Genomic DNA, 13,581 nt, shown 5'->3' with positions numbered 1-13,581 from the left:
CCTATTTATATGCTGATTTTGGCTGGGTAGTGATAAATTAATCTATAATTTCTACATCGCCAAAATATTTTTTTACTGCTTCAATCAACTCGTCATTTTCATTTTTTTTGACTACCACGTTCACTATATAATCTATTCCAGTCAATTTCTTAATAACATCTTTAATATAATCTTTATTTTCAACTTTATTCAGTTCATCTTTGTAGAATTCATGCTCCTTTGGATATTCTATCATAAAATTACCGTCTTTCAAATACGGTTTGCCTAAGCTCAAAAAAGAAAAAATCATCGGCCTATCTTTTTTTATTATATTCAGTGCTTTATTAAAGACTTCATTTGCATCGATTTTACCGCTTTTATCTGCACTTTCAGTAATTTCTATGTGCTCTTTTTTTATTTCATCTGCAGCAACTTTATCATTTTGAACACCCTTTTCGGATTTTACCACATCTTTTTTAGATATAATACCAGCATCATTTTCCCCATTAAATGCTACTTTAACGTTATTCAATCTATTTTCAAGTTTCTTAATCCTATCTAAAATGCTGTCTATATCAGGTGATATTTCAGGATTCATAAGCTTCAATACTGTTATTTCAAATAATATTCTTGGTGATTGCGCGTATCTAATTTTTCCTTGTAAATCGATCAACTTTTCTATAGCGTTAGACAAAAACGACATATCAAATTCCGACGCCTTCAATATTTTATCATTTATCTCTGTTTCTAGTATTTCTTCAGACTCTGTACCGCATGTTTTGTAAATAACAATGTCCCTCAAAAATGACAACATCGCTTTGATCAAGTTGCTTACATCTATGCCATAAAGCATCAATTTATCTATCTGGTTTATGACTTCCTTTGCGTTTCTATCATTTATTCTTTTTACAAGAGTATATAATGTATCATCATTTACAGTACCAAGAATGTCACATACATCATCATACGTTAAAACATCATTGTATGACACACACTGTTCAAGTATGCTTATAGCATCTCTCATAGAGCCATTTCCATGCCGGGCAATCATCGCAATAGCTCTATTCTCTATGTTTATATTGCTGTCTTTGGCAATTTTCCCTATATTTTGTGAAATAACCTTTGATGGTATCCTTTTAAAATCAAATCTCTGACACCTTGACAAAATAGTAGCCGGTATCTTATTTGGCTCTGTAGTTGCCAATATAAATATAGCATGTGATGGCGGCTCCTCCAACGTTTTTAAAAGCGCATTAAAAGCACTTCCTGACAGCATGTGAACCTCATCGATAATATACACTTTGTACTTACATATTGATGGTGCATATATTATATTGTCCCTCAATTCTCTTACATCATCAACGCTGTTATTTGATGCTGCATCTATCTCTATTATATCTATAAGGGAATTGTTGTTTGCAGATTCACATATTTGGCATCTATTGCAAGGCTCACCTTCTACACTGTTAGGACAATTGACTGCTTTTGCGAAAATCTTAGCAACACTGGTTTTACCTGTACCTCTAGTCCCACAAAAAAGATAAGCGTGTCCTATTCTTCCTGTCTTTATCTGATTTTTTAACGTTCTAACAATATGATTCTGCCCTAAAACCTCACTAAAATTTCGAGGTCTGTATTTCCTGTATAACGACTGATACATAAAAAACACCTCATTTACTTAATTGTAACAAAAAAAAGGATACTTTTCTATATCCTTTTTAGTTAGCTATCTCAATTTCTCTTTTGATTCTCTCAATCTTTTTTCTGTCTCTCATGTATATAGATATTACACTATCTACCACCCGCGGATTGAATTGTGTCCCTTTATACTTTAATAATTCATTTACGGCTTCGTCAAAAGGCATCCCTTTTCTGTATGATCTATCAGATGTCATTGCATCAAATGAATCTGCAACACACAGTATCGCAGCAATCAATGGTATGTTATCATCATCAAGCCCAAAGGGATAGCCTTTTCCGTCGTACCTTTCATGGTGCTTCTCGATTCCATCTATTATATCTTTCGAAAGCCCTATAGGCTCCAAAATTTTCCTCGATATGCTAGGATGCTGTTTAATCTTATCATACTCTTCTTTTGTAAGTTTTCCAGGTTTTGTGAGTATTTTATCTGATATTCCAATTTTACCTATATCATGTAATATGCCAGCAATTTTTAACTTCTCTATTTCATCTTTTGGAAGCCCCATACTTTCGCCTATAATTGCTGCATATTTTGAAACTCTCAAAGAGTGTCCCTTAGTATATCTGTCTTTTGCTTCAACCGCATACGCCAGCGCATCAATTGCCCTTAGATACCAATTTCTTAGATTATCGTAGAGATTGGCATTTTCTATAGCAATAGATACGCTATCAGCAACAGATCGCAATAAGCTTATATCATTTGCTAATCTTGATGTCGTTAATATGTTTAATGTTCCTACAGCCTTGTCTTTCGATATTAGCGGAACAGAAATTATATTCTTGACATTTAGCTGTTTAAGCCTTTTTAACAAAACGTAATCTGCTGGAAATTTATTCGCATCTAAAATCGTAATTTCCTTTGATACAAGAAGCTTAACATTTTCATCACTTGTTAAAGATAGCTCTTTTAAAAGAGGCATATCTTTTAACTCCCCTGCTGCCACCATAAGCTCCAATTTTCCTGATTCATTGACAGTTCTTATGGTACACAATGGAGAAGACAGTATTGTTGATATTTTTTCTGCTATAGAATAAAGTATATCATGGGGCTCTAAATTTTTAGTCAACAATTGTGTCACATTTCCTATAGCAAGAATCTGCCTATTTCTCTCCAGTATCTCCTTTTTTGCATTGCAATAATCTGTTATATCTCTAGACAATCCTTGAATTCCCAGCAATTCATCTTCACTATTTTTCACTAGCTTGACTCTAGTCTCAGTCAAAATTGTTGAGCCGTCTCTTTTTTTGAATTTTATTTCTGACATATTTATTTTTCCGGTCATTAAATCTTCCATTAATTTTTTATCATCATCAATGTATTCAAAAATTTTTTTACCTATCATTTCATCAGGTAAATAATCTAAAAATTTTAAAGATCTGTTATTTATGAATTCTACATTGTACTCTTTGTCGGTAAACCAAAGAATATCCGACATATTATCCACCAATGTTCTATACCTTGATTCTGATGCTTCAAGTTCATTTGTAACAGCCTCCATCTGCTCATATGACGCTTCAAGTTCCATATACAGGTCTTGCAATTCATTATTCTTTTTAATTAACTCCTGAGATTCTTTTTTTAGTTCTTCATAATTCGACTTTAACTTAGAAGACATTTTATTAAAATTTTTTGATAACTCTGCAAATTCTTCTGTTACATCTATATCAATATTATAATCGTATTCACCATTTGTAATTCTTTTAACACATTCATTTAATTTTTCCAGAGGATATGACATGTATTTAGATTCTCTCATTGCTATAAAAACTGAAATAAGCAAAATTAAAATAGATGTAAATATGTTATTTCCAATCCCTTTTATAATGTGTACAAATGAAAGAAGGTACACAAAAACCGAAACTCCAAATATTATTGCAAACAATCGGCTGCGATAACTTTTAAACATAAATACCTCCCTCTATAATCTTTGATTTTCTTTTAATATCTCACTCATTCTCAAATTTTCATGATCTTCAAAGGAGCCCTCATGTATATTAATGCTATTTATTCATTAATTTTACATATGATAGGTATCCCAAATAAGCTTCTGTTGTTTTTCCATATTTTGGCCTATGAATTCCACTTAAGCTCATGTGGCATACCCTCCCATGTCTCACAGGATCTTTGTCCTTAATTCCTTCGTTCTGCCTTACATGAGGTGGATGTCAGTTATGCTCCCTTGCTGGGTCTTAAGCCCTTATGGTGAAATTACCAACCTGACAATTCCGGCTCTCTTTGTCAATCTTCGAATTTTTAAATTGAGTTTTAAATCTTTATTTGCTTTATTTTTAGCACCGCTTAATTATCCAAACCATCGCAGGAGCGAGGCTGTCAAGGGTCAGCTTTGTGAAGTGAAACGCAGCAAAGCTGAGACGTGGTCCTTGCCCTTGACTGACGAGGGACTGCGGTGTATCATCACCACAGCGGTGCAATTTATGCAGCATTCCTAATCTCTGGTCTTTTTATATCTCTTAACATCTTATTTCCGTTGTATTTTACTCCTTTTTTCAGTATGACAAAAAATACTCTGATTAGCTTGCAGCATAAAACTATCATTGACTGTTTCTTTTTAAGCGGGTTTTCTTTTCTTGTGGTGTAGTATTTGTGTAATTCCTGAAATTCTTTATTGTTTGCAAGTATTGGCATTATCATTTTGTATAGAGCACTTCTTAGCCTCCTTCTTCCTCTTTTGCTTATGGTGGTTTGCCCTTTATGCTGTCCTGAACTATTCTCTACCAGATTGTAACCCGCAAGCTTCTGTATTTGTTTTGGATGCTCATATCTTGTTATATCGCCAACTTCAGCAATAAATATTGCTGCTGTTATTACTCCTACACCTTTTATACTTAGCATTTCATTAGCACCAGGTACTTGCATGAAAAGTTCTTCTATTTTGCTTTCTATTTTTTTTAACTGTTTTACAAGCATTTCGTACTGTTCAAGTATAATTTTTATCTCTATCTCTGCCATCTCAATGCCATCTCTTTTACCAACACTTTGACTGGCAGCTTCTATAAGCTTTAAAACCCTCTTTGCACCTACAGCACGATTAATTTCCTTTTTCCAAGCTGCAAGTATTTCCTCAGCTCCAATACCTAATATCTTTGCAGGCGTTGGAAATTCTTTTAACGTTATCAGTGCTGCTTTCCCTTCCCAATCTGCAAAAACTTTATTAAACTCAGGAAAGTATATATCAAGCCATCTTGCAACTCGGTTCTTTATCTTGTTTAAATCCTTTGTAAGCATCTCTCTTATGTCCACTGCAATTCTAAGTTCGCTGTATATACCCTCAGGTATATTAGGTTCAACATATCTTCCATCTTTAACTAGCATTGCAATTGTCTTAGGGTCTTTCCTGTCATTTTTAGTTGGCGAGTTATCATCAAATTCCTTACTTCTCTTTACATGGAATGGATTTACCAGTACCACCTTATGGTTCTTATCTCTAAGAAACTGTGCAAAGCAGAGCCAATAATGGCCTGTTGGTTCCATGCCAACCATCAGATGCTCTTTGTTGCTTTTATTCATAATATCTGCAGCCCATTTTAAAAATCTTTTCATTCCATCAATGTCATTGCTAAATTCAATACGCTTACCGTATTCTATTCCTCTGAAATCGAAAGCTCTAGCGTGATGTATCTCTTTAGCAATGTCTACACCTACAATTAATGTCTTTTCTGTTATTTGCAATATCTTTAAATTTTGGTTATACTTCATATTAGGTACCTCCTTGTTATTTGAGAGTCGTGTTCATGAACAATCGACATCTTGTATTTTATCAGGAGGTACTTTTTATTTCAAATCTTATATTTCTTTATTACAGGAATGCTCCCTAAGCAGTTAAAATCACTATTAATATTTTCGACAATATAAAAAAAACTTTACACAAATTTTAAATATCAGAATATTTTTTGTGTATTATACTTTACTAATAAGTATTAAATTTTTTTAATAATCAAAGGTAATAATAAAAGGCCGCACACCCGACTCTGTCATGTTACCATAAGCGTTACATAAGCAGTTAACTCCATTCAAGCACTCCCCCGGCACATGAAAGTATTTGCTTACCGTTGCTTCCTTCCGGACCTGGCGGGGTTCACAAATTTCCATTGCGGAGGACTTGAATATCATAATCACTTACTTACGCCAGCCTTACAGTAATCATGCCTCGGCTCGGGAATTCGACCCTGCTATAGCGGATTGCAGGTTACAGGGCACCGCTACCTCCCCATCTAGTACGGCCATGTAAGTCATTTATTAACTTACGACATTATTTTGCGCAATACAAAGTTTATTATACATCGTCTATATGTAAAAATCAACATTTTGATTGAGATTTTTAATGGATGTTATGGATTAAGATGGGATATGTGTTTTATGGCGGAGAGAGAGGGATTCGAACCCTCGGTACCCATTTTGTGGGTACACACGATTTCCAGTCGTGCGCCTTAGACCAGCTCAGCCATCTCTCCATGATATTTTCATGGCGGAGAGAGTGAGATTCGAACTCACGAGGCGGAAATCCGCCCACTCGCTTTCGAGGCGAGCGCTTTCGACCACTCAGCCATCTCTCCGGATTTGCCTTAGTCTACTAAAGAAATCACTTATTAATTTTTTACAGTCATCTTCCATAATACCAAAATATACGTCAACTTTCTTATTTAAAAAATCATACACAGTGCCTGCAGCACCGCTATCATGACTCTCAGCACCTATATACACTCTTTTTATCCTAGATTCAATTATAGCACCTGCACACATAGGACATGGCTCTAATGTTACATACAGCGATGCGTCATTGAGTCTCCAGTCTCCAATATTTTTGCAAGCATCTTTTATTGCATTGATTTCAGCGTGCTGCGTTGCATCTTTTTCAGTTTCTTTTAAGTTATGCCCTTTTCCTATGATTATACCATCTTTAACGACAACTGCACCAACCGGCATCTCACCAAGTTTAAGACTTAACACAGCTTCATCAATAGCGCATTTCATATATTTATTGTACATCTCAATCACACATAAATGGTGCGCCCGAGAGGACTCGAACCTCCGGCACACGGTTTAGGAAACCGTTGCTCTATCCTGCTGAGCTACGGGCGCATGATTTATATTATATATAAAATTTGAATTTTGTCAATATCATTATACAATACGTGCTTAAATTAATCAAGATGGTTAGTCCAATCCATTTTTTAGATATGAGACTTATGCTTGCTTCAAAAAGCCTCAGAAATTCTTCTATGACCTTAAAAACCTCCTAATCAAAGTTTTCTACCAAAATAATATTATTGCTATATGATGCAAAATTAGCCACTTCACTGGTAAAACCACTTTTTGAAAATAAGATATAATATTTGTTTTGATAATCAAACAATGCACTTTTTTCTATTAAGTCGTTTAAAACAGCCATGTCTATCTTTTGATTTTGCCATTTGCACTCTCCAAATATTATATTATCATTATTGATAGCAACAATATCAATCTCTTCTTCACGTCTTTTATACGGATTGTTGCCCCACCATTTACCTATTTCTTCAAAAATAAACGGAAGCTTCTTATTCTTATTTAAAATTTTAAGATAATCTATACATATTTCTTCATACACTAATCCCAAAAAATTATTCATTGACGACTTAATTTTGTTTTCAATGACTTCATCAAGCAATCCCTGCTCTATCAATGTCTTGTTGTTAAAAACAAACCTGTACCAAAATCTGAAAAAATTATCTTTGATCTTATATATGCTTTTTCTACTTTTAGCTTTTAGTTCTACAGGGGTAACTTTTTCGAGTATTTTTAAGTCTATCAATGTAGAAATATATTTAGAGCACTTATCAGTATCAATACCTACTTTTGTAGATATTTCATTTAATTTGCTTCCACCTGTAGCTATTGCTTCTATAATTGAATTGTACAAAGCAGGTTCTCTAACTTCTTGTCTTAGCAATAATTTAGGTTCTTCATAGAGATATGATGATTTATCTAATATTTTAGTCTTAATATTTTCATATACTGTTATACAGCAAATTATTTCAATATAAAAAGTGATATAAAAAGCAAAATAATTTAACCTTATCCATTATATAAAGTTAATTAATTTTCATATTCATGTATAAGATTGGTTAATCTTGCCTACAATTATAGAAAAATAATGGGGCGGTAAAATTAATTACCACCCCAAGAAAGGTATCACAATGATAATTATAGCCTTTCCAGTTAAAAATATACATGAATATATCGAAAATGAATCATATTTGTACATAGATACACCATCTGGATGTCCTAATTGCAATTACAACGGTAAATTGTATAGGCACGGTTATTACTGCAGGGGTGTCTTTATTGACAATAATTGCATAGATATTACCATAGCAAGAGTTATTTGTCCTGTATGCCATAAGACACATGCTTTAATACCGGATTTCCTTGTGCCATATTTTATCTATCCTTTATCTGTTATTCTAACTTCTTTGAAAAAAATATTTATCGATGGACATGGCACTACATATGTTGCTGATGAAATCATTAAAGAGTTTAATTTGTCTTTTGTAAAAGAGCAAAATATCAGTTATTTCAAAATGAGATTTCTCTCGATTTTGAATTATGTTCACAGCTTTTTTGCTAATTTTCGAGAATACATTGAAACAATGAACAGTTTATCACCTAGAACTTTGATAAGCAATATTTGTAAATATACAAAAGAAAAGCTAAAGTTTAATTTACACTATTTTGATTTGATGAAAGTACATTTTTTCAAAAAAGTTTAAATTTAATTCTTGGTAGAATTTTTTTGCTTTTTTACAAAAGTCGTGTTTTTTTATCATAATTTACCGCTATTTTTGACTGTATAATTATTTTAATTCGATTAAAAATGTTTAATCTGAATTTGTCTATGTAAATTTATCTAATTCGCATTTTATCTCTCCACATAACCTTTGTGAATGTACCATCATTATCCAGTCAATAATACTGATAATTAAATCGAGGAGGTTTTTAGGCATGGATAATGATGTTAAACAAAAAATTGCTTACTTTAAATTTTCTTTGATAGCACCGCTTATCAATGAAAATTACACTCAGGAAACTGCAAAAGAATATATGGAGGTTATTACTTCTAAAGTTTATGATGTGCCTTCATTAGGTAAAAGAGAATTTTCTCCTAATACAATTAAGACATGGCTTTACTGTTACAGAAAATATGGATTTGAAGGTTTATATCCAAAAAGCAGATGCGACAAAGGTGCTTCGAGAGTTTTAACTGATGATGTTAAAGCCTATATTAAGAATCTAAAACTTGATAATCCAAGAAGATCAGCTAAATCAATCTATCAGGAACTTTTGGTTAAAAAGTTTATTGAGCTTGATAAAGTATCCTTATCTACAGTTCAAAGATATCTTCGAAAAACTAAAATATCTACATCAGCATTAAACACAAAAGACAGGAGATCTTTTGAAATGGAGTATCCTAATGACTGTTGGCAATCTGATATATCAATGGGTCCATACTTAATTATCAACGACAAGAAGATTAAAACATACCTTATTGCTTTTCTGGATGATTCATCAAGGTTAATAACACATGCAGAATTTTATGATACAGATAATGTCATATCACTTATTGATGCGTTCAAAAAAGCCGTTTCGAAAAGAGGTGTTCCTAAAAAGCTATTTGTTGATAACGGCAAAGTATTCCAAAGCGAACAATTGCATTTAATATGTGCATCATTGGGAACGTCTTTATGTTATGCTGAACCGTATTCGCCAGAATCAAAAGGAAAAATCGAAAGATTTTTCAGGACATTAAAAGATCAATGGATGTATGGATTTGATTGGCAGAAAATATCTTCCATAGACGAATTGAATGAGAACTTGAATAAATATATTGAAGGAATATATCATCAAACAGTACATTCATCAACAAATATGAAGCCTATAGAGAAATTCATTAAATACACAGACACGATGAAATTCATAAATTCTAAAGAAGATCTTGATAACATATTTCTCTATAGAGTCAAAAGGCGTGTAATTAAAGATGCGACAGTATCAATAGAAAAAATTAAATTTGAAGTACCAATGCAGTATATTGGGGATTATGTAAATATACGATATTATCCAAAATCACTTGATAAAGCATATATTTTTAGCGAAGACGGTAAACTCTTACAAACAATACATCCAGTAAACAAAATTGATAATTCTAAGATAAGAAGAAAAGAAATAGACTTTTCTTTGTAAATGAAGAAAGAAGGAAAAACAATGTTCAATGTATATTATGGATTAACATTTAATCCATTTTCTAAAGACTGTGATGTGAAATATCACTACAAATCACAGGATTATATACAAGCAATGAGCAGATTAGAATTTTTAAAAGATAAAAAAGGATTTGGGTTAATAACAGGAGATCCTGGATCTGGTAAGTCATATACACTAAAATGCTTTGTAACTTCTTTAAATCCTAATATGTACAAGGTTGTGTACATACCAATATCAACACTTACCGTTATGGATTTTTACAGGTATTTATCCGACGGCTTAGGATTAATACCGAAGCATAGAAAATGTGATATGTTTCGCCAGATACAGGATGTAATATTAAGTTATCATTCAAAAAACATAACTCCCGTTATCATCGTTGATGAGGCTCAGTTCATAAGCAACTCAATCCTTGATGATTTACGTATTATATTTAATTTTGACATGGACACAAAAAATTATGCATTACTTATATTATCTGGACAAACACAATTAATTATACAGTTGAATAGACAAGCACATGAAGCATTAAGGCAGCGAATAGTTTTAAATTATTCATTTAAGGGTTTAAACAAAGATGAAACAAAAGAATATATAACATCCAGATTAAAATGTGCAGGATGCAATGAAACAATATTTACTGATGACGCAATTGAATTAATATATTCAAGCACAAATGGATATTTGAGAAAAATTAATTTACTTGCAGAAATGTCAATGATATTAGGAGCTAAAGAAAGTCAAAAAACTATAAATGGTGAGCTAGTATTTAGAGCTCAAAGTGATATAAATATTACAGAATAATTGGATATATGAGTGTATCTTCTTCTCCGGAGGGGATAAGGAAATGCAGGGGTGCAACCTGAGCACTTCGGAGAGGGTTGGTGCCATAAAACAACTTTCTCCCGGTTCAATCCGGGGGAGAAGGTACATTCAAGATGGCATTTACCCAAAAAGCGTAAAACCTAAAGATGGATATACTTAAAGCTATATGTATATGATTTTAGAATAATATGATCTTATAGATTGTATAATGTGAATTTTTGAGTAAAAACAATGTTTAGTGATTGTTTAATCTTTATACTTTTTAGGATAAGTCAGCTTAATTAATCTCTATTTTTCAGGATGTAATATCTTGCTGTTTAACACCTATCCGCTTTTCTAATTTAGACATCAGTATGTCGTGGTTTACTCTGTCAAAGAACTTTTCTAAGTCTATATCTACTACCCATGTGCATCCTTCGTTTATATATGTTTCTGCGGCTATTACTGCGTCTTTTGCACTGCGTCTAGGTCTGAATCCATAGCTATTTTCCGAGAATGTATGGTCGTATATTCCGCTTAGTATTTGGGCTATTGCTTGTTGTATTAGTCTGTCTAGTACCGTAGGTATTCCTAGTAGTCTTGTTCCTCCATCTGGTTTTGGTATTTCTACTCTCAGCACTGGTTGTGGTTTATACTTTCCTTCCAGTAATTGTTGCTTTATGGTCAGCCAGTTTTCTTTGAGATACGGTAGAAGTTCATCTACTTCCATCCCATCGACTCCATGACTTCCTTTATTTGCAACTACTCGCTTGTATGCCTCTTTCATGTTTTCTCGGTCTAGTATCATTTCAAGCAGATTACTGGTGTATCTTTGTACATTGTTTCTTCTATCTTTTGACGCCGATGATATACTATGCACTTCCACTCTCTCTTGAAATTCCATTTCTTGATTGAGCGGATAGTCTCTTTGTTGAGTTGTCTGCAGTCTTTGCATATCTTTCGAGTTCATAAGATTTCCAAAACCTCCTAATGTTCGGTCCTTCCTTATCTATTCATGACTAGATAAGTACTATGACCTCTGCTGACTTCTCAAGGTTCAGCCATACATCACTGTATGGGTTGTCATTTCAGAGTTCACTTTAATGACTTGTCCTTGAGACCTCCCCGGGTAAGAGCGATAACCTTCATCTCATATATCTGCCAGATTTACTGTATGGGGTTCGGGTAGTGTTGGACTTCGTTTTGACTTGCAAACTCGTCCGCCCCAATTCAGCCTCTTATCTGGTTTTTGTTCATCAGACCGAGATTTTGCCTACCGCTTCCTTCAGATTCCACCTCACGATGGACACCCTTGCGGTTCAACTAGTGGTTCCCACTACCAAGCCCACAGCGGACTTTCACCGCCAAGTTATCGCCCATGCCGGGCGCACAATAGAAACTCCCTCCTAAAAAGGAGGGAAAAATTCATTTAAGCTTAATTACGTATTTTGTTCCTTTATTTTCGTATCAGTTTCGTCAGTTATCCAAGGTGCTCTACAAAATCCATCTTTGTGAGATGTAAGTTGACCTTTTGCTATTGCAAAAGCCTTTAAAGCGTCAACATCTACTTTCTCAGCCAAATTTTCAACTGACAATCTTAACCCTCCTTTCTATAAAAGACTTTTAGGTATTTACGAAACCCCATAATGCTCTAAAAAGCGGGGTTTCGTTTATATTTTCAAAGGATTTCCTCCACTTTTGTTGAATTATTATATAATACACTATATTAACAAATAGGAGGTATCCTTATGAAAACCAAGTTTAAACAATTATCTATCAGTGATGTCTTCACTGATATTGAATGTATTTTTGAAGAAAACAAGCCTAAGTTTATCGAATTATTTGATTCTTATATTGATTTTTCTGAAATTGTGCCTCAGTCTTTTTATGACCATTATTACAGTTATTATGACCTTCATAGAGTCTTCAGTCTCGAGTCTATGCTTTCTTCTTTGGTTATCCAAAAGATTCTTTCTATACCTACTATTCAATTACCTGTTCACATTCTTAACCTTTCTAAGGACCTTAGAGAACTTTGTGGGTTCTTTAAAAGAGTTCCTAATGTTTCTCAATTCTTTAGATTTAAATCTCTTTTCTTGCGTGATCTTGATGATTTTTTCCATAATCTTGTCAATATTACTCATCCTATTTGTGAGCAAATCAGCCCTACTCTCTCTAGAATTTAGTTGCTGATATTGCCGACATTGAACCATATGTCAGAGAGAATGACCCTAAATTATTTGATTCTTTTTTCCGTGAGGCTAAAAAATTCTCTAAGTCTAATCCTGACTTTAATGCTCACAGGTATGCCTGCAGTAAAATGCCTAAATTCACTTCTTCTAATCCTGATGCTAAATTCTGTTATATTAACGGTCACTATTGTCATGCTCACAAAACTGCTATTGTTACCAATGCTTTAGGTGTTGTTTGTCATGTTGATTTTTATGATGATAATTCTTTAAATCCTAATACGGCTAAATCTGCTCACGAATCTAAGTATCAGTATGATACTAAAAGTCTTATCCCTGTCATTGATAATTTCTTTTCTCTTCATCCTGGTTTCTCTCTTAAATATTTTTTGGGTGATTCGGATTTTGATGCTTCTGATAATTATAGATATCTTTTTAAGGAACATGGCATAATTCCTATTATCCCTCTAAATTACCGTAATTCAAAATATCTGCCTCAACCTGATGTTGCTTCTGATGGAATCCCTACTTGCCCTTATGACCCTTCTCTTAAAATGAAGTATGATGGTATAACTAGGGAGAAAGGCAGAGCTGCCAGGATTAAATGGCTATGTCCTATTCTAAAAAGGTTAAAATAGGTGATAAAAC

11 protein-coding genes, 3 tRNA genes, 1 other RNA gene and 1 pseudogene are annotated in these 13,581 nt (G+C 33.3%); 5 read left to right on the top strand and 11 right to left on the bottom strand.

The window, feature by feature from the left end:
- Positions 1–37 precede the first annotated feature (37 nt).
- The 9 genes from dnaX to TTHE_RS00225 all read right to left on the bottom strand — a co-directional run bounded on the left by dnaX (position 38) and on the right by TTHE_RS00225 (position 7,628).
- Positions 38–1,639 (bottom strand): DNA polymerase III subunit gamma/tau, encoded by a 1,602-nt coding sequence (gene dnaX / locus TTHE_RS00265; RefSeq protein ID WP_013296621.1) that lies wholly within the window; start codon positions 1,637–1,639, stop codon positions 38–40.
- Between the two features lie 58 nt (positions 1,640–1,697).
- Entirely contained in the window at positions 1,698–3,587 is a 1,890-nt protein-coding gene (locus TTHE_RS00260) for an HD domain-containing phosphohydrolase (RefSeq protein ID WP_013296620.1), read from the bottom strand.
- Positions 3,588–4,114: 527 nt separating this feature from the next.
- A complete protein-coding gene (locus TTHE_RS00250; RefSeq protein WP_013296619.1) occupies positions 4,115–5,398 on the bottom strand; it encodes an IS110 family RNA-guided transposase in 1,284 nt (427 codons plus the stop codon).
- Between the two features lie 258 nt (positions 5,399–5,656).
- An RNA gene (gene ffs, locus TTHE_RS13840) (signal recognition particle sRNA large type) lies at positions 5,657–5,922 on the bottom strand.
- A gap of 137 nt (positions 5,923–6,059) precedes the next feature.
- Positions 6,060–6,153: transfer RNA gene (locus TTHE_RS00245), tRNA-Ser, on the bottom strand.
- Positions 6,154–6,165: 12 nt separating this feature from the next.
- Positions 6,166–6,255: transfer RNA gene (locus TTHE_RS00240), tRNA-Ser, on the bottom strand.
- Positions 6,242–6,688 carry a nucleoside deaminase gene (locus TTHE_RS00235; RefSeq protein ID WP_041587502.1) on the bottom strand — a complete coding sequence of 149 codons (447 nt, stop codon included), beginning with the start codon at positions 6,686–6,688 and terminating at the stop codon, positions 6,242–6,244. Before TTHE_RS00235 ends, TTHE_RS00240 begins: the two co-directional genes overlap by 14 nt.
- Positions 6,689–6,704: 16 nt before the next feature.
- A tRNA-Arg gene (locus TTHE_RS00230) sits at positions 6,705–6,781 on the bottom strand.
- A 157-nt stretch (positions 6,782–6,938) separates the two neighbouring features.
- Positions 6,939–7,628, bottom strand: coding sequence for a DUF234 domain-containing protein (locus TTHE_RS00225; RefSeq protein WP_340371402.1), 690 nt, complete (start codon positions 7,626–7,628; stop codon positions 6,939–6,941).
- 247 nt (positions 7,629–7,875) lie between these two features.
- Here TTHE_RS00225 and TTHE_RS13670 point away from each other — a divergent pair, with 247 nt between their 5' ends.
- From TTHE_RS13670 to TTHE_RS00210, 3 genes are all read left to right on the top strand, one after another.
- Entirely contained in the window at positions 7,876–8,448 is a 573-nt protein-coding gene (locus TTHE_RS13670) for a DUF6431 domain-containing protein (protein WP_013296617.1), read from the top strand.
- A 232-nt stretch (positions 8,449–8,680) separates the two neighbouring features.
- Positions 8,681–9,919, top strand: a complete 1,239-nt coding sequence (locus TTHE_RS00215; protein WP_013296616.1) for a DDE-type integrase/transposase/recombinase — start codon at positions 8,681–8,683, stop codon at positions 9,917–9,919.
- Positions 9,920–10,744 carry an ExeA family protein gene (locus tag TTHE_RS00210; protein ID WP_231292682.1) on the top strand — a complete coding sequence of 275 codons (825 nt, stop codon included), beginning with the start codon at positions 9,920–9,922 and terminating at the stop codon, positions 10,742–10,744. It abuts the gene before it with no gap.
- A 334-nt stretch (positions 10,745–11,078) separates the two neighbouring features.
- On the opposite strand, the pseudogene TTHE_RS00205 reads toward TTHE_RS00210, so the two are convergent.
- Positions 11,079–11,714: pseudogene (locus TTHE_RS00205) on the bottom strand (reverse transcriptase domain-containing protein); the annotation flags it as partial.
- 469 nt (positions 11,715–12,183) lie between these two features.
- The gene (locus TTHE_RS14085; RefSeq protein ID WP_013296614.1) at positions 12,184–12,339 is read right to left on the bottom strand and encodes a hypothetical protein; all 156 of its coding nucleotides are present in this window, start codon (positions 12,337–12,339) and stop codon (positions 12,184–12,186) included.
- Positions 12,340–12,492: 153 nt separating this feature from the next.
- Between TTHE_RS14085 and TTHE_RS13665 the strand changes: the two genes are divergently transcribed.
- Positions 12,493–12,930: a transposase gene (locus tag TTHE_RS13665; RefSeq protein ID WP_049774865.1), complete on the top strand. Its 438-nt coding sequence runs from the start codon at positions 12,493–12,495 to the stop codon at positions 12,928–12,930.
- A gap of 134 nt (positions 12,931–13,064) precedes the next feature.
- On the top strand, positions 13,065–13,571 hold the full coding sequence (locus TTHE_RS13660) for a hypothetical protein (protein ID WP_049774864.1): 507 nt from the start codon (positions 13,065–13,067) through the stop codon (positions 13,569–13,571).
- Positions 13,572–13,581 lie beyond the last annotated feature (10 nt).

Source organism: Thermoanaerobacterium thermosaccharolyticum DSM 571 (genome assembly GCF_000145615.1).
GTDB classification, from domain to species: Bacteria; Bacillota; Thermoanaerobacteria; order Thermoanaerobacterales; family Thermoanaerobacteraceae; genus Thermoanaerobacterium; species Thermoanaerobacterium thermosaccharolyticum.
The sequence above is the reverse complement of the archived record's forward strand: the minus strand, read 5'-3'. Positions and strand labels throughout refer to the sequence as shown.